The organism is Ruegeria sp. YKSE079, assembly GCF_059612845.1.
This window is the reverse complement of the sequence record NZ_JBXWRJ010000001.1, coordinates 251,078-268,377: the sequence shown is the minus strand read 5'-3', so window position 1 is coordinate 268,377 and position 17,300 is coordinate 251,078. Positions and strand designations below refer to the sequence as shown.

The window sequence follows — 17,300 nt, the reverse complement described above, 5'->3', positions numbered from 1 at the left end:
CGTCAGTTTTCCGGCGCCAGCGGATACTCGGCAAGACATTCGTGCCGCGCTCCATCTGGCAGCAATGTCGAGGCATAGAGTGCAAACTGAGACACTTCCATTTCCGGATATTCCAAACCGGTTAAATCCGGAGGGTAGGGCGGCAAGCACCGCGTGGGTTTGAGGCGTAGAACCGTGACATGTGGACGAAAGCGTCGACGCGGCAAGAAGATGCCGGCGTGGCGCACAGCCGCCTGAACCCGACCATGCAGTGCATCAAGTCGAGGGTTTTCTTGCACCTTTAGATGCACAGACCAACCAAACTGGTCCAATCCCGTCAAAGTCACCGAAAACGGAGGCGCCTGAATAAGTTGCAAACTCTCGTGTATCGCCTCAAGCACTTCGTGGCTTTGATTGTCCAGAAAGGCGAGTGTCAGATGCAGATTTTCTGGCGGAACTACGCGCCCTACCCCAAGACGCCGTTGCAATCGGAGTAAGGCAGGGACGACGTCTTTCGCTACGGGTAGAGAAATGAAACAGCGCATCCCCGATCATAATCTGTCGAACAGGCGACCCGGCAACTGTTCATGTCGCGCCAGGTTCAGATGCTGCATCAGGCAGAACATCAGCGCCTGATTCGAGGTTACGACTGGCTTGCCCAGGGCAGCTTCGATCCGCTCGATGGCCTCAACAGAGCGCATGTCAGTGCAACTCAGCACGATTGCTTGTGCCTTGGGGTGGTCGGCCCGGCAGGCAAGATCAAAAACCTCGTCCGGTGCCAACTCACCTTGACCATAGTTACCCAGCTCGCGCCCGATATCAGCGCGGGCCACAGTTTCAATTCCGTTTTGCACAAGAAAATCTACTGCCTGATCGTTAATCGCTCCGACATAGGGCGAAGAGAAACCAACCTTCTTGACACTTAAGGCCTTCAACGCTGCTATCAGAGAACCGGCTGCAGTCATCGAGGCTGCGCCTGAACCTTCCTTGATCCGTTCCGCCAGATCTTCATCGAACGCCGGTCCATGTGTCAGTGTAGCCGAGGTGCAGCCATACAGAACCACCTGAGGCCGCACCCCCGAGATCATTCTCAGGTCGTGCTCGATATCCGAGGCTCCCAGCCCCGCCATCTGTTCGACTCCCGGGATCTCGTCAACGTCATAGCCGCCGAGGCGCTGGAAATGCAGTGTGACACCCGCTGGACGCATAAGTTCCAGATCGGGTTCCAGATTGGTGTTGGTGAAAGGGACCAGAACACCGATCTTGGCCAATGTGCGGGGATCAGTCATGACAAAACTTCTTTCAGAACGCTTCGAACCCGGTTCATGATTTCAGGCGCGCAGATTGTTGCCCGAAGACAATTCGGCAAGCCGTAACCCCCCATGCCGCGCATCAGCAGGCCACCGTCCTGCAAAGCGGCATCCGCACGGCTCGCAGCATCCACGCTATCAAATTGCAGCAAGACGAAGTTGGTGTGGGATTGAGGCACGTTCAGCCCTAACCCACGCATATCCGCGGCAAACCCGTCGCGCAGCGCGGCAGTGTTTGAAACGACTTCACACAATTGGGCTTGGTCACGCATTGCAGCAGCGGCCATAGCTTGGGACACGATCGAAACATTATTGGGATTCAACAGCTTTCGAACCTGTTCGGCAACTTCAGAGGGAAAGTAACCCCACCCCACCCGTGCTCCGGCCAAACCGTAAGCCTTGGAAAATGTACGAAGGATCACGGTATTGCCGAGGTCGATCAAGGCAAAAATCTCTGAAGGTGGCTGCCCGACATCGCAGAACTCCGCATAGGCCTGATCAACAATCAGCAAGACATCCTGCGGCAACGCGCGGCGCAGCCGCAGAATTTCGGCGTTCGGGATCAGGGTGCCGGTCGGGTTCCCCGGATTGCACAAAAAAACGACGCTAATACCGGGGCGACAGGAGGCGAGGATTTCGTCGACAGAAACAGTCATCGCGACCTCCCGAGCCAAGATTTGCTCAGCATTGGCTTGCCCGGCCGCTGTCCTGACAAAAGCATAACCGTACTGAGTGCTCAGCAGCCCTTGCCCGGGTCCAACGTAAGCGTGGACCAGACATCCAATAAGTTCCATCGAGCCGGCGCCGCACAATATGCGCTGCGGGTCCAAATCATGCGTTTCGGCGATTGCCGAGCGCAGTTCCGTCCAATCGGGATCGGGATAGAGGAGACTGTTCGAGAGCGCCCTCTGTCCCGCAGCAAGTGCAGCAGGGCTGACCGGAAATGAACTTTCGTTCTGTGCCATTGACACGGTGCCCGGCTTGCCCAGATCGGCCAAGGCGTATGGCGCCATTGTGGCGATGTGCGGCATCGGAGAAATCATAACCCATCTCCATAATGTTTTGCGCCTTCGACGGTCACTAGCCCCCGTACCTTATCCAATGCCAGTGCATTCGGGTCACGCTGCGACGGCGGCCCGAAGCCGCCGCCGCCTGGAGTTTCAAAAATCAGGCGCTCGCCGGATTCAACGCGCAACTCACCCTTACCGGAAATGTCTTCCGTGCGTCCGTCGATTCGAATTCGACCAGGCGCACCGGGCAAACCGCCCTCACGCCCCAACGCCGGGAATTTCAAACGCTCGACAGACAGAAATACGACAAAAGGCGCATTATTGGCCGAGGTCAATTCGATCCTTTGACCCAGACCGCCGCGGTACTTTCCTGGTCCGCCGGAATCCGGTCGCAGTTCGCGCTTCCAAATCGTTACCGGAGCCACGCTTTCAGTGATCTCCACTTGGCTGCCATAGACACCCGATGGGTAGGCAGTAGCAGACAGGCCATCGGCATGTGGTCGGGCGCCGGTGCCGCCATTGTGGACTGGTTCGATGGCAAATTCACGCCCACCAATGGCCGCCACTTCGGGCGCGTGTCGCATGGGCAGGTCGAACATGCACGATGCACCTTCGGCCGGAACCTTGTCGGGCAGTGCCTGATGGAGGCAACCCAGAACCAGATCGGGCGTCACCTGTCCCAAAGTATGGCGCATGGCCACGGGCACCGGACGCTGCGCATTCAGGATACACCCCGGAGGGCCATCGACGGTGAAGGGCTCCAGTGAACCGGCATTGTTAGGAATGTCGGGACCCACGATGCATCTTAGCGCAAAAACCGTATAAGCCGTGGCATAATTGAGCGGAACATTAATCCCTTTTTTCGAACAGCCCGACGTGCCCGCAAAATCTACATGCATGCCAGTCTCGGATACGGTGAGCGTTGCGTGTAACTCCAGCTCTTTCTCATATCCGTCCATGCGCAGCATGTTGCGATAGACGCCAGACGGAACCTCAGCGATGGCCTCCAGCGTACCGCGGCGGGACGTATCGATGATGTGCTGCCCCAGTGCATCAAGGTCGTCCAGACCGAACTCTTCCATCATGCTCTTTAAACGCTTCACCCCCGCTTCGCAGCAAGCGATGAGGGCATAAATATCACCCTCATTGGCGATGGGTTCCCGCGAGTTGGCGCGGACGATGTCCATCAACAAGGCGTTTAGTTCGCCTTGGTCGACCAGCTTGCACGGAGGGATTAGCAGGCCTTCATCATAGATATCGGACCCTTCCGGTCCCATCCCCAGACCGCCCAGATCGACCAGATGTGACGTGCAGGAGGTAAAGCCAACAACCCGCCCTTTGTGAAAGGCGGGCATCATCAGCAGAAAGTCGTTCAAGTGTCCCGAGGCCAACCAGGGATCGTTGGTCATGTAAATATCGCCCGGTTTCATGTTTTGAACCGGGAATCGCTCTCGCAGATGCATTACTGCTTCGGCCATTGTGTTGATATGGCCCGGTGTTCCGGTGACGGCCTGGGCCAGCATGCGACCCTGAACGTCGAATATTCCGGCAGAAATGTCACCACATTCCCGCACGATGGGTGAAAACGCAGCCCGTATCAACGTCTGACCCTGCTCTTCGACAACCGCCAAAAGACGGTTCCACATAACCTGCAGGCGGGTGGGGGAAAGGTCGGTCAATGGGCCGCTCCTTTTTCTTTCCGGGTCAGAACCAGATTGCCTATGGCATCAACCTGAGCGACAAAGTCAGCCGAAACGAGCGTTGTCGTCTGCGGCTCGGTGACAAGGGCGGGACCGATGATCAGGTCGCCCGGCTTTAGTACAGTTCGAGAAAATACTCCGGCTTGGACAATACCACCTCCGACGTCGCAATAGATTGGTCTTCTATCCGATGAGGAAATATTTTTCGTCTTTTTGAGTTTGGGTATTCGCGGAGCCGGAAGATTGGGTGTCGCTACGCGAACAGACCAGTTCGGGATTTCAATTTCCATCCCCGGCACCGGGCGTGAAAACTGTTGCCGGTACTCCGTTTCAAATGCCGTGCGAAGCGGTTCGACATCAAAGTCTTCCAGTGGTCTATCCGGCAACAGAATTTCGATCTCATGCCCCTGACCATGATAGCGCATGAATGCGCTGCGCTGGGTATAGGTAATCGAACCGGCCGCCCCTTGGTCGACGACAGCTTGAGCCTCCGCAATCATTTCGGAAAAAACCGCATTGATCGCCGGCATATCTATCTGATCTAGAAGGGAATATCGACTGCGGATGACTTCGAAACCAACCGGAGCGAAGAGAAATCCCACAGCAGACCCAACGCCGGGGCTGGAGGGGATCACGATGCGGTTAACGCCGGCAGCGCGGGCCACTCGGGTAGCATGCAACGGGCCATTGCCTCCAAAAGCAATCATCGTCCGCTCACCCAGATCCTTTCCTGATTCAACTGCGTGCATACGTCCTGCGCTGGCCATGTTGTCATCCACGATCCGAGTGACGCCGTCCGCTGACTGCAATGGATCGATCTCGAGGTTTTGTCCGATGTGACGCTTCAACGCGTCCCGCGCGGCGTCACTATCGACATGCAGCTTCCCTTCGGCAAAGCTGTCCGGCTGGATATAGCCCAGAACAATATCGCTGTCGGTAACGGTTGGTTTGTTGCCGCCGCGACCGAATGCGACCGGGCCTGGCTCGGACCCTGCACTTTGGGGTCCCACCGTCATTCGCCCCAAACGATCCACCGCCGCGATCGAACCGCCACCGGCTCCGATTTCGATCATCTCGATCACGGGAATGCGGACCGGCATTCCGGACCCTTTGACGAACCGGGCCGCCCGCGCGATTTCGAACTGACGAGCAGTCTGGGGCCGGGCCTCGTCGATCAAACAAAGTTTCGCGGTGGTGCCTCCCATGTCGAACGATACGACCCGGTCCAACCCGGCTTGCGCCGCAATTCGGGCTGCGAGAATTGCGCCCCCCGCGGGACCGGATTCCACCAGGCGGATTGGAAACCTTCTGGCGCTGTCGAGCGAGCACATGCCACCGCCAGCTGTCATCATCAATATCGGGCAAACAATCCCTTCTGAGGCAAAACTCTTGGCGAACTCGTCCAGGTACGTCCGCATTAGTGGCAGGATAAACGCGTTGGCAACCGTCGTGCAGAGCCGATCAAACTCTCGCGCCTCTGGGCTGACATCACTTGACAGCGACACCGCCAAGTGCGGGAGCTTTTGTTGCAAAGCATCGCGCAACCTTCGTTCATGACTTGGATTGGCATAGGAGTGCAAAAGACAGATTGCCACCGCCTGGGCACCTGATGCTTCAATTTGCTCAGCCAATGCGTCGATCGCATGCGCCTTGAGCGGAACCAGAACGCCACCATCTGCAGACGTGCGCTCCTGTATCGTCAAGGCGCGTTCGCGCGGAACCAGAAGATCAGGTTTTTCAAGGTTGATGTCATATTGTGCGTACCGCCGTTCATAGGCGATTTCCAGAATATCGCGAAACCCTTGGGTGGTTACCGTTACAACCCGTGCACCCCGTTTTTCAATCAGGGCGTTTGTCGCCAAAGTGGTTCCATGAATGAACCCTTTCACCTCTACCGGCTGACGCCCAGCCAAGGTTAAAACCCGCTGCACACCCTGCATCGCTCCTTGGGCTGGGTTGGTATGGGTTGTCAGCGTTTTAGCCGAGGCAAGGATGTGATCGGTCCCCTGAACCAGCACCGTATCGGTGAAGGTTCCACCAATGTCCACGGCCAGCCGCAGCACAGATTTTCCCGTCATTGTGTATTCCGTCTGTCGCGTATCAAGAAAAGCGAAGGTTTCATTCGCTCATATCGCGACAAGATCCGTACCTGTCGCCCGACGGTGAATTGGCTTTGGAATGATCCCGGTCATGGTAAAACGGTTGCACCGGGTCAGCGCACTTTCTGTTCCAAAGGCGACAGGTTGTTCAGTTAGCGACTTGCATTTGCGGCGAGTCGGACACTCAATAGACTAGTTTTTTTCCAGAGCATTCAGCATATCAGCGATGTCCGCGCGTTCTTGTTGACTCGCCTTCAACATAGTTCTTGCACTCGCCAATGGTGGTTCATCAGAAGACGGTTCCGCACTCCCCAGTTTTGCGGCCATTTCCGCCAGTCTGGAGTATTTCTCTGCGTCCAAATCTTGTGCCTGTGTCCAATCCTCGGACAGCCAAAGCAGGCGTGCCATCGCTTCGGTATCGCCAAGTCGCCTCAGGATTTCAACCGCCCGATCGGCATCTCCGACGTCCGAATAGGCACGAACCCGCAACCAGTCTGCAGCTTCACCTTCTTCACCGTCCAACTCCAACAACGATCTGTGCGGCTGTCCAATTCCCTGGGATACTCGCGCCAGTGTAGTCGAGTGTTTCGAAGGTTCTCGCCCTTGCCCGAGATACTTGGCAAAAGGGACGGCCGCGTGGGCAAATCCCATGTCTGTCAGCCGTTCGGCAATATCGGAGACCGTTTGACTGGACAACACGCCGATCTGATCGGTGGACAACCTCAGTACGTGGCGCAAAAAAGTCAAGTCTTCGGCGCGTTCGACCAGCAAGGTCACAACTTGATCAAGCGTTCGCACGTCTTCAGATTCACCCTTTCCCCCAACGATATTTGGCAACTTGGCAAATGATTGGTCAAACTGATTGTTCAAAGCCAACGCCAGAATATGCGTCAACGCCAGTTTCTGACCAAGTTCAGACTGGCGGTATTGCAGTGCAAAGGAGGCCGCCAACTCGACATCCTGCTCGGTCGCGGCGCTACGTTCAGCCCACCGTTTCTGAATTAGTTTGATCAGTGCGACCGGAGCGACATCAACCTGGCGCTCCGTTGTAGCGGCAGCTGACAAGAAAGCTTCCTCCTTATGGAGATCCCTCTCCACACGCGCCATCTCGCCCTTGGCCAAGTTCAGTTCCGCGCCGCCTGACAATCCCTGTCCTTCAATCAACGTCAGGACGCGCCGAGCCGCTTCAACCTTGCCTGCTTCGGCGAAAATTCTGGCCACGTCATCCGCGAAGAGGTTGCGCAAGTGATGCGGCAATCGGGCAAATGCCAATTCAATTGCGGGAAGTCTGGCATCACTTGCCAGGAATCCATCGGCCAGTAACCCCCACAACGCTACTCCTGTGTCGCACCCTTGTTGGTTAGTAAATGGATGTGGCGGTTCCAGCGATTTGCCCTCAGTCAAAAAAGCCACTGCGGTGACAAACCGGTGATCTGAAATTTCGGTACTGGCCAGCTGCAATACCTGCTCGGCTTCGGCCCCAAAGCCAAAATAAGCGTAGATGCGGGCAAGCTGCAGCGCTTGCTCCGAGTTTACCCGGTCAAACTCTGAATAGAGGCGCGACCGTGAATTCGCAATTTGATCGGCATATGGCGCCCCATCGCTCCATTGTTCAAATCCGAACTCAATGTCGTCAACGCAGTTCTGGTGTTGCGCTATCGAGCGTTGCTCCGTTGATATCGCGTCCAACTCGAGATCCAACGCTGTGGAGATCGATATATTGGACAGAGTAGAATCCACCAACAAGCCTTGTCCGATAGCCGCGGCGATGGTGTTGCGCGGGCCTATGTCGGCAAGATTAAGGTCGAGAACCTGCTGGTCGGCCGCTCGTATCAGCCTGGATGCCACGGCTGTTTCCGATCCGGATCTCAGCTGAATCGCTTCTTTTTTGAGTAGCGGAAAAGACAACGGTGGTACGGTGTTTCCAAGGAGTTCCTCTTCACCAAACATGCTTGCAACGGCCAATACAGACGGCTTTTGCGGTAGAACGGAGGTGGTTTGTCTATCGGCATCTCCCGGCGCGATGTCCATCACGATCATTGTTTCGGCATGTAGAAAAGAATTCACGACACATTTGCATCCTAATTCCAATTCCAACGGCTTGCCCGGTTTTTCCTGTTTCAGTTCAGTCAGGCGTGTGCGGGAAATGCGTTTGAAAACCCCGCTCAGATCAAAAGTCACAGTGTCAAGTTCAACAGTTAATCTTGCCACATGCCCCTGCTGGTCCAGTCTCCACTCCGTTCCCGCGGGCACTGTAGCCACCAATCTAGTATATGCACCGTGTTCACCTGATTTCACGGTGACGGGTTCAGAAAACGCCGCAGAGGAAAGCAAAACCAACGCTACGAAACACAACAGTCCTCTCATCATGCCGCCGTCTTTTTGAGTTCCTTGAGCGCCTCTTCCAGGTCGGAAAACCCGGGCCGGTTGTGGGTCGGCGTATTCTGACGACCAACTTCAATGCACATGGCGGCGGTATGATTGTGCAGATTTGCAACGAGCACCTCTTTGATCAACTGGTAGAAATGGTTGTCTTCTTCGACGACGGCCTTCAGTTTTCCTGCAAAAGGCCCGACCAGCCCATAGGCCAAGAACACACCCAGAAAAGTGCCAACCAATGCGCCACCTATGAGTTTTCCCAGAATTTCTGGTGGTTGGTCGATTGATCCCATCGTCTTGATCACGCCAAGCACCGCTGCAACGATACCCAAAGCGGGCAATCCATCTGCCACAGTTTGCAACGCATGACTGGAATGCATGGCATGATGAAAGCTGGCTTCCATCCGTTTCTCCAGCACTTCTTCTACTTGGTGCGGATCATCGTAATTCATCGACGCCGACCGTAGTGTGTCGCAGATCAACTCCACGGCTTCGCGGTCGGCCTGTATTTTGGGATAGCTCGAAAATAAACTTGAGTTTTCAGGGTCCTCGATATGTTGCTCCAATTCGACCGGGTTGCTGCGGGCAATTCGGATAAGCGAAAACAGCAAGCACAAAAGATCGCTATAGTCCTGCGGCTTCCACTTCGGTCCCTTGAAGACCTTTCCGATATCCCTGACCGTGTACTTGACTGCGCTCATGTCGTTGCCGATCAGGAATGCCCCGACCGCGGCGCCTCCGATCATCATTATTTCAAATGGCAACGATTTCAGTATGATGGCCATTTTCCCACCGGCAGCTAGGTAGCCACCAAAAACCATCGCAAAAATCACGGCAATTCCGATGATTCCAATCACGTCCATACTCCCTTGAAAACGCTTGACAACATCGTCGACCTGCCTGTTATTCTTTTGGCACAGCCGCGTTTCTCCCGGCTAAAACGACACTGATAGTATAGGCAGCTTGAGGGCTGAGGCCGGCCATCACCCCTGCAGCGTTTTCTGGGGCCATTCGTGCCAAAAAACCGGCAGCAAAAGTTGGGTCCATCTCTTCGAAAAGCGCAGCGGCCTCTTTCGGCTTCATGTTTTCATAGACACTCGTAAGCCGGGTCAGATCGTTTTCGGATGCAGATTCCGCAAAAGCTAGTGTTTGCTTTAGTTTTTCTTCTGCCTCGATCAGTGCTTCAAGCCGCTTTTCAATTGCCTTATCTGCAATCTCGAGCGCTTTCATCCGATCCTGATAGGTGCGCTCTCGCCTCTCAAGTTCAGTTTCACGTCTCGAGAATTCCCGAAGAAGCAGACGTAACTCCTCGTCGCCTGTCTCATTCTCCGAGTTTACGGACAATTCGGGGGTTTCCGTCTGCTCAGATATTTCCCTAGCGAGAGCAGGCCCAGCTTCCATTGCAAATCGAATGATGGCCGAGCCTATCATCAGCACAGAAATCAGAAGAAGAGCGCCCCCTCGACCGTTAGTGGATTCGTTGTGCGGCACTACCGATCTCATGGTGCCGTTCCGCCCATCGTACGCCCATGACGAAGAAACATTAGCCCGACCGGCGACGGTCCAACTTCGTGAGTGATCGGCACCTCATTCCGACCGTCTTGCTTATCACCCTCGGGAATAACTGATGGCGTGAGTTCGCGCCTATCGTCTCGAGGTTCCGGGGCCTTGGCGTCAGGAGCTATATCGTGCATCGACGCCATGATTAATTCCAATCTTTGCGCCACTGCCTCGGCGCGACCGGTAAGATCTTGGAGCGTTGAGTTCGACTGATCCGAAACTGATCGCGCGGAAACCAGTGATTTATTCAACTCGTCTACCTGAGATGACAAGACAGCAACCGCACCTCCAACGCCCTTTTCCAGATCGTTGAAACGTTTAAGGCGCCGGGCCAGAATGAAACAGTACAAACCGGCACCCAGAGCACCGGCGACCATCAAGATATCCGCAATAAGTTCCAAATTCGGTCTCCTAAGTCAAAACGAGTTCCATGATCAGCACGTCCCGGACACGTCCATCACCCACGACGATATTAATCCGGCGCAGCATGTGTCCACGCAGCCGCGTCAAGGCCAGCGGGTTTTGAAGATCAGAAAGCTCGATAGCTCGCAGATAACCGTTGAGCAGGTCAAGGATACGCGGGCGGAGTTTTTCCACATCTGCCAGATAGGCCTCGTCTACCTCCAACTGGGCATGAAACCGAAGGTGCCTGGTATCTCCTCCCGTCTCGACCGAGATGACAATTGGGTGTAGATCAATGTATCCGATCTCCGGTATAGCCGAGAGTTCCGTACCGGCATCGCCCGCGTTCTCAACCCCTTTTGCCGTAATCCCGCTACTATTCAACAACCCGGATGACGTGATGAAGTAGCCCGTTGCCGCACCTGTCAACGCGAGACTACCGGCCAAAACGAGGCCCAACTTTCCCTTTGGTTTTGTTGTATCACGCTGTTTTGCGGTCACATCGCTCATGACGGTCCTCTCGGTCTGCGTACCAGACTCTTAACCGGTGAGGGACTAACCGATTGTTAAGGTCAATCGTCCAAACAGATGCTGCGCTGAACAGAAAGTCGGCGGAACGGAGGTGAGTGTGCAGCCGGTAAAAACTGTCTGGACAGGTTTAGACAAAAGAAAGCAAATTGCGGTCATTGCAGCCGTTTTGGGCATTTTTTTGGGCATCGTAGCGATTGCACGAATCGCAGCCACACCGCCGATGGCTCTGCTCTACGCTGGGTTAGAAACAGGCGCAGCCGGCGAAGTTGTTCGCGCGCTGGATCAGCGAAACATACCTTATGAGATCCGCGGTGGTTCGATTTATGTCCCCAACGCACAACGCGACGAATTGCGAATGACCCTGGCCAGCGATGGTCTACCTACCAACGGTGGTAAAGGGTACGAATTGCTTGATTCGCTAACTGGTTTCGGCACGACATCACAGATGTTCGACGCAGCCTATTGGCGCGCGAAAGAGGGAGAACTGGCCCGTACAATCATCGCAAGCCCTCATATCAGACAGTCGCGTGTGCATATCGCAAACGGGATCGCAAACCCTTTCCAGCGCGAGATCAAACCGACCGCCTCGGTATCTGTGCTGCCCGCAGGAACCCAGATTTCGACAGAGCAAGCAAAGGCGATCAAATTCCTCGTATCGTCTGCCGTCAGCGGGCTTTCGGTGGACAATGTCACCGTAATTGACGCCAACGGCACAATCATAGGAACCCAGGAGGACGCTTCACCAACTGTCGCCTCGGACGATCGTGCGCGACAACTCCGTGAAAAAATACTGAGGCTGGTCGAAGCGCGTGTTGGCAGTGGCAATGCAGTGGTCGAGGTTAGTGTAGACGCGGTGACACAAACCGAGTCCATCCGCGAGCGCCGGTTCGACCCGAATGGAAAGGTCGCCATCAGTACCGATGTTGAGGAGCGTTCTGACACTTCGCGCAACCAATCTTCGGAGGTGACGGTCGCTTCGAACCTTCCGGACGGAGATGCTGCAGAAGGGGACCAATCGAACTCGACAGCCAGCCAGACACGAGAGCGGGTGAACTACGAGGTATCGGAAACCGAACTCGAAATTCTGCGCGTTCCAGGTGCCGTCAAACGCCTGACTGTCGCCGTTCTAGTCAATGGAACCAGATCTGTCGACACATCCGGCGCTGTGACTTTCGAGCCGCTGCCCGAAGCAGAACTTGACGCGCTTAAGGAGCTTGTTGCTTCGGCCGTCGGATTTGATGCTGAAAGGGGTGATGTAATCACACTGAAATCATTGGATATGCCCGCCGTTGAACCGACCGGGACACTTGCAGCGCCTTCCTTCTGGCATCAGGTGAGTTTCGACATCATGTCTCTGATTCAATTAGCGACATTGGTTCTAGTCATCTTATTTCTTGGTCTGTTCGTCGTACGACCCATTTTTAGAAAACAAGCCTCATCGGCAGCTTTATTGACGCCACCGCAATCGGATGCGGATAGTCGGTTGCTGACCGGCGAGATTGAGGACGGCAACTATCCTGTCGCGGCTCTCGCAGGCCAAAATGCCGACGCAAGGCAAGTTCCCGCCATCGCCGGCCAAAATCCTGCGGACGCCGTAGAGCGCCTGCGTGCGATGATCGGAAACAAACAAGAAGAAACAGTCGAAATCCTGCGCAGTTGGTTAGAAGAGAATGAGGAAAACGCCTGATGTCCATCGCGCATCTACTGGAGCATTTCGACTCTCACCAAATAATCGGAACGGAGTTGCACGTTCTGCCCGACGAAGCCTTGGAGGAACAGCGGCTGGAAGCTTTTGAACGTGGCTATAGCGCAGGCTGGGAAGATGCGATCAAGGCGCAGTCAGACGACAAAGCTCAATTGAATGCCGAGCTGATTCATTCACTCGAAGACTTGTCCTTTACTTATCAAGAAGCTCTCACTCAGATGACCGTGTCACTGGAACCGATGTTCCAAACTCTGATGACATTGGTTCTTCCACAAACCATTGATAAGGGGCTCGTTCATCATATCGCAGATCAGCTTCGAGACATAGCGCGCGCAGAAATCGCTCAACCTGTTCAAGTTGTCGTGCCCGAAGGCGTCAGCTACAGCCTCTCATCGCTTTTGGATCACGAATTCCAAATGCCTGTAGAGGTGATCGAAGACGCCAGACTTCTGCCTGGGCAAGCACAATTATCCATCGGCACCTCCGAACGGGAACTGGATTTCAATTCACTCATGGCATCGATAGACGACGCCCTCACCGCCTTTCTTCACCAGGCAAAAGAGTTTTCAAAAAAATGATCGAAGACAGCAAAACCACAGATGCCCAGACCCCGTTTGATTCAGTTCCCATCGAAATTACCGTCTCGGTCGGCCGCGCACGCCCAGCCATTCGAGAGTTACTCAATCTGGGGGAAAACGCAGTTCTGACACTGGACAAACGAGTGGAGGACCCTGTGGAACTCTATGTCGGAGACCGATTGGTTGCCCGTGGGCAACTGGAGGAGCTGGATGGTGAAAACTCTGGTCAGTTGGCTGTTAGGTTGACTGAAATTGCCGAGTTCCGGAACGGTCTGGGATGAAGCGAATGGCGATCCGGTTTGCGACACTGGCGGTATGCCTTATTCTGCTGCCACAACTGGCGATCGCGCAAGAAGTCACGCTGTCTCTGGGCGAAGGCGGGTCGTTGTCGGCCAGAACCATCCAGCTTATTTTGCTGATCACAGTCCTAAGCATCGCGCCCGGTCTGGCAATCATGATTACCTGTTTTCCTTTTTTGATAACTGTCTTAGCCATACTTAGGCAAGGCATCGGTCTGCAACAATCGCCACCCAATATGTTGATCGTCAGCCTCGCGTTATTCCTGACCTATTTCATCATGGAACCGGTCTTCACCGAAGCCTGGGCTACCGGAATACATCCCATGATGAACGAAGAACTGGAAGTGCAGCCTGCAATTGAAAAGGCTTTGATCCCTTTCAAGACATTCATGGCATCTCGTGTCGACCCTGAAACATTTTATGCGATCTCTACTCTCCGGCCAGCAAATGCGGATGTTGCTTTGTCCCCTGAAGCACCAGTTTCGGCACTGATTCCTGCGTTCATGCTGTCTGAAATCGCTCGTGCTTTTCAGATCGGCTTTCTCATTTTTCTTCCGTTCCTGATCATCGATCTGGTGGTAGCAGCAGTGCTGATGTCGATGGGGATGATGATGGTTCCGCCGGCGACAGTGGCCCTGCCATTCAAACTTGCGTTTTTTGTCATCGCTGATGGATGGTCTTTGATCGCCGGAGCATTGGTTCGTAGCTATACGTTGTGAGGTCATAGAACCTTCTGTAACTTCTGTGCCGGTTGAATACGAAAGCAGGCTTGTAACCCGTGGCACCAGGCTTCGAAAGTAATATCCCTTATGCTGTTCGGCAAATGTCGCGGCTATGATCCGCCCAAGGCCGAATCCATCCATCGACCCGGTATCGGAGGCGCGTTGGAATGCACCAAAAGTGCTTCGACATCCGAAACAGTCGGGTCCGCAGTGCTTTCCTCGACTACAAGGAGAGTACCCCAAAGTGCGGGGTAGTTGAGTTTTGGTATTGATGCTGGGAAGGTTTTTTGATGTCCGCCGCACCGCAAATCTACTAGTTAAAAATTCGCCTTTTGGGGATCAGCCCAATGATCTGGCGGCGAGTGCTGGTGGCGACGTCGACGACCCTGCGCGAGCTACATGGCATTCCGCAGGTGGCGATGGGCAGGGAGGGCATTCATCTCTTTCCCTTCGATATCCTTGCGGTACGATACGGCTCGTTTGAATTGCACGCAACAGACCCTGCTGTGCCATTGCAGGAGTTTGGTTTGCGGGTAGAATTTTTTTCGTACACCTACGATATTGGCGATCACTTGGAACACGAGATCCGCGTTGGGGCAATTAACCCACCCCCAAAAAAGTTCAATCCGACCTGCATTGGCGGTTCCGGCGTTTGCCCGCCCGAGGATTGCGGCGGGCCGCATGGATATATTGAGCGCCGGGATGAAACGAAGAACTACGATGCCTGGAGGGACATGGACATCATGAGTGGCTTTCTCGAAGACGTTGTTTCGGCAGATGCTCCCGGCAGGCAGGTTTCGAATTTCTTGTCTGATGATGCGGAAGCTGCAATGGCACAAATAGCGGCACGCAAGCGGTTGGTGGAGGGCAAGTTTTCACGGGTTGCGGTGAACAGGCGGTTTAGGACAGGCGATCATCGCGATCTGATGCGCCAACAGGTGTGGTAGGGGTGTTCAGAAAGGAGCGATTACGGACAGGCGCTTCAGGCATGTCCCAAAATTATTTTGACGACCTATTGAACATACCAATGATCCTGGACGCCCATTTCTTTACAATGAGCGGACATGTCCAGAACCTTTGCTTACACGAGAGTCTCAACCACAGAGCAGACCCCGGAAAATCAGCTTCAAGAGATCAAGGCGGCAGGTTTCAAGGCGCAGCCGCATCGTGTCGCCACAAAAACCGTGCCCGGTTCTGTCGCCATCACACGGCGCAAAGGCTTCAGCCGTCTATTGGATAAGATGGAGAGGAGCGATGTGCTGATTGTGACCAAGCTGGACCGGCTTGGCCAGGATGCCATCGATGTCAGCACCACCGTTGCCAAGCTGGAAAATCTGGGTATCTGTGTGCACTGCCTAGCCCTTGGCGGCGTCAATCTCACGAGCTCTGCGGGTAAACTGACCATGGGCGTGATCAATGCGGTTGCTCAATTCTAACGCGATCTTTTGATCGAGCGCACCCAGTCCGGATTGGCGCGAGCCAAGGCGCAGGTCCGTACGCGGATCACGCAGGGCGAAACGGTCTCGGCCATTGCCCGCGACATGGGGACCAGCCGACAGACGATCATGCAGACGCGAGATGCAGACACATAACGACAAGCAGGCAGGACAACAGGCAAATGGACACCAAAATCACGGTAACGCTTACCGCGCCGGACGACGCAACCCACACTGAACAGATTGGCGCGATCACCAAAGCTTCTGACACCATTGGCGAAATTGGTCTCTCCATCGCTGAAAGCAAAAAACCTAATGTTGAAACTGCAGCAGGAAATTGTGTCCGCGCAATGCGCAACATCCTGTGCGGCGCGGTCCTGCTGCCCGCGTTGCCGACGAAAACTTCGCGCCAAGGCGCGGGACCAGATCAGATATCGCACTGTCTTTGGTGATGTCACCATACCAAGCCCGCGTTTTTATCACTGCAAATGTCATGATAGGGCTTTCAAAACGTTCAACCCGCTGACGGAACTTCTGCCGGACCATGTAGCGCCAGAACTGCTTTGACTGGAAACGAAGTGGGCATCTCTGGTGTCATTCGGCGTGACGGCTGACATTCTGAAGGATGTCTTGCCGATTGATGCGCGGCTCAGCCCGGGCACGATCCGCAGGCACCTTGGCCGCGTGGCGACACGGATGGAAGGTGAGATGGTCGAAGAGCAGTTCAGCTTCATCGAGACCAGCGCCGTTTTGCGGGAGCGGCTTCCCAATCCGGAAGGGCCTTTCACCGTCGGTATCGATGGTGGCTATGTCCGCTCACGTGACAAAAGCCAATCCCATTTTGAAGTCACCGTGGGCAAATCTATCCCTACGGACCGCCCGAGCCACTATCTTGGACTGGTTCAAATCCATGATACCAATCCCAAGCGGCGGCTGCACGAGGTACTGAAAGAACAGGGCTGGCAGGAAAACCAGCCGGTCACATTCATGACCGATGGTGGAAATACGGTCATCAACATTACCGCCACATGGCTCCGGCATCCGAGCACATCCTGGACTGGTTCCATATCACCATGCGCCTCACCGTCATGCAGCAATACGTGACAGGACCGGCCCACCATAACAAGGAGGAAGCCGAGAAGCTGGCCAGGTTGCTTCGCCAGATCAAGTGCTTCCTGTGGAACGGGAACCTGCGTGAAGGGAAACTAGGGATCGAGGATCTGGTCATGGATTTGGATAGGGTCGAAACGGACTACGCCAGCAATAAAGGCGCTGCGCAAATCAGCCGTCGAATTTGAGCCATACATCACCAACAGCAAACACATGATCCCGAACTATGCCGAGCGACGACGCTACGGCGAGCGCGTCTCAACCGGCTTCGTTGAAAGCACCGTCAACACCGTTGTCGGAAAACGCTTCGACAAACGCCAGCAAATTCGATTGTCAAAACGCGGCGCCCTCCTGATGCTTCAAACCCGCGCCCGCACCCTCGATGGAACGCTCAGAACCAAGTTCGAGCAATGGTATCCGGGCATGAAACTGAGCGCAGATGGCAACTTGGTGGCGTAATTGCCCCGCACGTTGCGGTAC

The 17,300-nt window shown here is 54.8% G+C and carries 17 protein-coding genes and 1 pseudogene; 8 read left to right on the top strand and 10 right to left on the bottom strand.

Annotated features, from left to right (window positions below; genetic code table 11):
- Window positions 1–2: 2 nt before the first annotated feature.
- From thpR to AC2FMY_RS01255, 10 genes are all read right to left on the bottom strand, one after another.
- On the bottom strand, window positions 3–524 hold the full coding sequence (gene thpR / locus AC2FMY_RS01300; protein ID WP_480750141.1) for an RNA 2',3'-cyclic phosphodiesterase: 522 nt from the start codon (window positions 522–524) through the stop codon (window positions 3–5).
- A 6-nt stretch (window positions 525–530) separates the two neighbouring features.
- Window positions 531–1,268, bottom strand: a complete 738-nt coding sequence (locus AC2FMY_RS01295; RefSeq protein ID WP_496746300.1) for a maleate cis-trans isomerase family protein — start codon at window positions 1,266–1,268, stop codon at window positions 531–533.
- Complete coding sequence (locus AC2FMY_RS01290) at window positions 1,265–2,332, bottom strand: pyridoxal phosphate-dependent aminotransferase (RefSeq protein ID WP_496746299.1); 1,068 nt, start codon at window positions 2,330–2,332, stop codon at window positions 1,265–1,267. The genes AC2FMY_RS01295 and AC2FMY_RS01290 overlap by 4 nt, the downstream gene beginning before the upstream one ends.
- Window positions 2,329–3,978, bottom strand: a complete 1,650-nt coding sequence (locus tag AC2FMY_RS01285) for a hydantoinase B/oxoprolinase family protein (RefSeq protein WP_496746294.1) — start codon at window positions 3,976–3,978, stop codon at window positions 2,329–2,331. Before AC2FMY_RS01285 ends, AC2FMY_RS01290 begins: the two co-directional genes overlap by 4 nt.
- Window positions 3,975–6,077, bottom strand: a complete 2,103-nt coding sequence (locus AC2FMY_RS01280) for a hydantoinase/oxoprolinase family protein (RefSeq protein WP_496806879.1) — start codon at window positions 6,075–6,077, stop codon at window positions 3,975–3,977. Before AC2FMY_RS01280 ends, AC2FMY_RS01285 begins: the two co-directional genes overlap by 4 nt.
- 213 nt (window positions 6,078–6,290) lie before the next feature.
- Complete coding sequence (locus AC2FMY_RS01275) at window positions 6,291–8,129, bottom strand: hypothetical protein (RefSeq protein ID WP_496806878.1); 1,839 nt, start codon at window positions 8,127–8,129, stop codon at window positions 6,291–6,293.
- A gap of 335 nt (window positions 8,130–8,464) precedes the next feature.
- Window positions 8,465–9,334 carry a flagellar motor stator protein MotA gene (gene motA, locus AC2FMY_RS01270; protein WP_496745472.1) on the bottom strand — a complete coding sequence of 290 codons (870 nt, stop codon included), beginning with the start codon at window positions 9,332–9,334 and terminating at the stop codon, window positions 8,465–8,467.
- A 46-nt stretch (window positions 9,335–9,380) separates the two neighbouring features.
- The gene (locus tag AC2FMY_RS01265; protein WP_496745530.1) at window positions 9,381–9,908 is read right to left on the bottom strand and encodes a MotE family protein; all 528 of its coding nucleotides are present in this window, start codon (window positions 9,906–9,908) and stop codon (window positions 9,381–9,383) included.
- A gap of 68 nt (window positions 9,909–9,976) precedes the next feature.
- A complete protein-coding gene (locus tag AC2FMY_RS01260; protein ID WP_496745474.1) occupies window positions 9,977–10,438 on the bottom strand; it encodes a hypothetical protein in 462 nt (153 codons plus the stop codon).
- Window positions 10,439–10,448: 10 nt separating this feature from the next.
- Window positions 10,449–10,949 (bottom strand): flagellar basal body-associated FliL family protein, encoded by a 501-nt coding sequence (locus AC2FMY_RS01255; RefSeq protein WP_480750133.1) that lies wholly within the window; start codon window positions 10,947–10,949, stop codon window positions 10,449–10,451.
- A gap of 118 nt (window positions 10,950–11,067) precedes the next feature.
- Between AC2FMY_RS01255 and fliF the strand changes: the two genes are divergently transcribed.
- The 8 genes and pseudogenes from fliF to AC2FMY_RS01215 all read left to right on the top strand — a co-directional run bounded on the left by fliF (window position 11,068) and on the right by AC2FMY_RS01215 (window position 17,279).
- Window positions 11,068–12,657 carry a flagellar basal-body MS-ring/collar protein FliF gene (gene fliF / locus AC2FMY_RS01250; protein ID WP_496745475.1) on the top strand — a complete coding sequence of 530 codons (1,590 nt, stop codon included), beginning with the start codon at window positions 11,068–11,070 and terminating at the stop codon, window positions 12,655–12,657.
- Entirely contained in the window at window positions 12,657–13,253 is a 597-nt protein-coding gene (locus AC2FMY_RS01245; protein WP_496745476.1) for a FliH/SctL family protein, read from the top strand. The genes fliF and AC2FMY_RS01245 overlap by 1 nt, the downstream gene beginning before the upstream one ends.
- Window positions 13,250–13,534, top strand: a complete 285-nt coding sequence (locus tag AC2FMY_RS01240; protein WP_480750130.1) for a FliM/FliN family flagellar motor switch protein — start codon at window positions 13,250–13,252, stop codon at window positions 13,532–13,534. Before AC2FMY_RS01245 ends, AC2FMY_RS01240 begins: the two co-directional genes overlap by 4 nt.
- Window positions 13,531–14,271 (top strand): flagellar type III secretion system pore protein FliP, encoded by a 741-nt coding sequence (gene fliP, locus AC2FMY_RS01235; protein ID WP_496745478.1) that lies wholly within the window; start codon window positions 13,531–13,533, stop codon window positions 14,269–14,271. Before AC2FMY_RS01240 ends, fliP begins: the two co-directional genes overlap by 4 nt.
- A gap of 326 nt (window positions 14,272–14,597) precedes the next feature.
- Window positions 14,598–15,221: a plasmid pRiA4b ORF-3 family protein gene (locus AC2FMY_RS01230; RefSeq protein ID WP_496745531.1), complete on the top strand. Its 624-nt coding sequence runs from the start codon at window positions 14,598–14,600 to the stop codon at window positions 15,219–15,221.
- Window positions 15,222–15,338: 117 nt separating this feature from the next.
- Window positions 15,339–15,710, top strand: coding sequence for a recombinase family protein (locus AC2FMY_RS01225; protein WP_496806877.1), 372 nt, complete (start codon window positions 15,339–15,341; stop codon window positions 15,708–15,710).
- A 9-nt stretch (window positions 15,711–15,719) separates the two neighbouring features.
- A complete protein-coding gene (locus AC2FMY_RS01220; RefSeq protein WP_480750127.1) occupies window positions 15,720–15,866 on the top strand; it encodes a helix-turn-helix domain-containing protein in 147 nt (48 codons plus the stop codon).
- A gap of 26 nt (window positions 15,867–15,892) precedes the next feature.
- Window positions 15,893–17,279 (top strand): annotated as a pseudogene (locus AC2FMY_RS01215) (ISKra4 family transposase).
- The last annotated feature ends 21 nt before the right edge of the window (window positions 17,280–17,300 follow it).

What these genes read in the sequence shown, in the direction of transcription:
- thpR (WP_480750141.1), bottom strand. Translation starts at nt 524, where the DNA reads ATGCGCTGTTTCATTTCTCTACCCGTAGCGAAAGACGTCGTCCCTGCC.
- AC2FMY_RS01295 (WP_496746300.1), bottom strand. Translation starts at nt 1,268, where the DNA reads ATGACTGATCCCCGCACATTGGCCAAGATCGGTGTTCTGGTCCCTTTC.
- AC2FMY_RS01290 (WP_496746299.1), bottom strand. Translation starts at nt 2,332, where the DNA reads ATGATTTCTCCGATGCCGCACATCGCCACAATGGCGCCATACGCCTTG.
- AC2FMY_RS01280 (WP_496806879.1), bottom strand. Translation starts at nt 6,077, where the DNA reads ATGACGGGAAAATCTGTGCTGCGGCTGGCCGTGGACATTGGTGGAACC.
- AC2FMY_RS01275 (WP_496806878.1), bottom strand. Translation starts at nt 8,129, where the DNA reads ATGGACATCGCGCCGGGAGATGCCGATAGACAAACCACCTCCGTTCTA.
- AC2FMY_RS01265 (WP_496745530.1), bottom strand. Translation starts at nt 9,908, where the DNA reads ATGATAGGCTCGGCCATCATTCGATTTGCAATGGAAGCTGGGCCTGCT.
- AC2FMY_RS01255 (WP_480750133.1), bottom strand. Translation starts at nt 10,949, where the DNA reads ATGAGCGATGTGACCGCAAAACAGCGTGATACAACAAAACCAAAGGGA.
- AC2FMY_RS01245 (WP_496745476.1), top strand. Translation starts at nt 12,657, where the DNA reads ATGTCCATCGCGCATCTACTGGAGCATTTCGACTCTCACCAAATAATC.
- AC2FMY_RS01240 (WP_480750130.1), top strand. Translation starts at nt 13,250, where the DNA reads ATGATCGAAGACAGCAAAACCACAGATGCCCAGACCCCGTTTGATTCA.
- fliP (WP_496745478.1), top strand. Translation starts at nt 13,531, where the DNA reads ATGAAGCGAATGGCGATCCGGTTTGCGACACTGGCGGTATGCCTTATT.
- AC2FMY_RS01225 (WP_496806877.1), top strand. Translation starts at nt 15,339, where the DNA reads ATGTCCAGAACCTTTGCTTACACGAGAGTCTCAACCACAGAGCAGACC.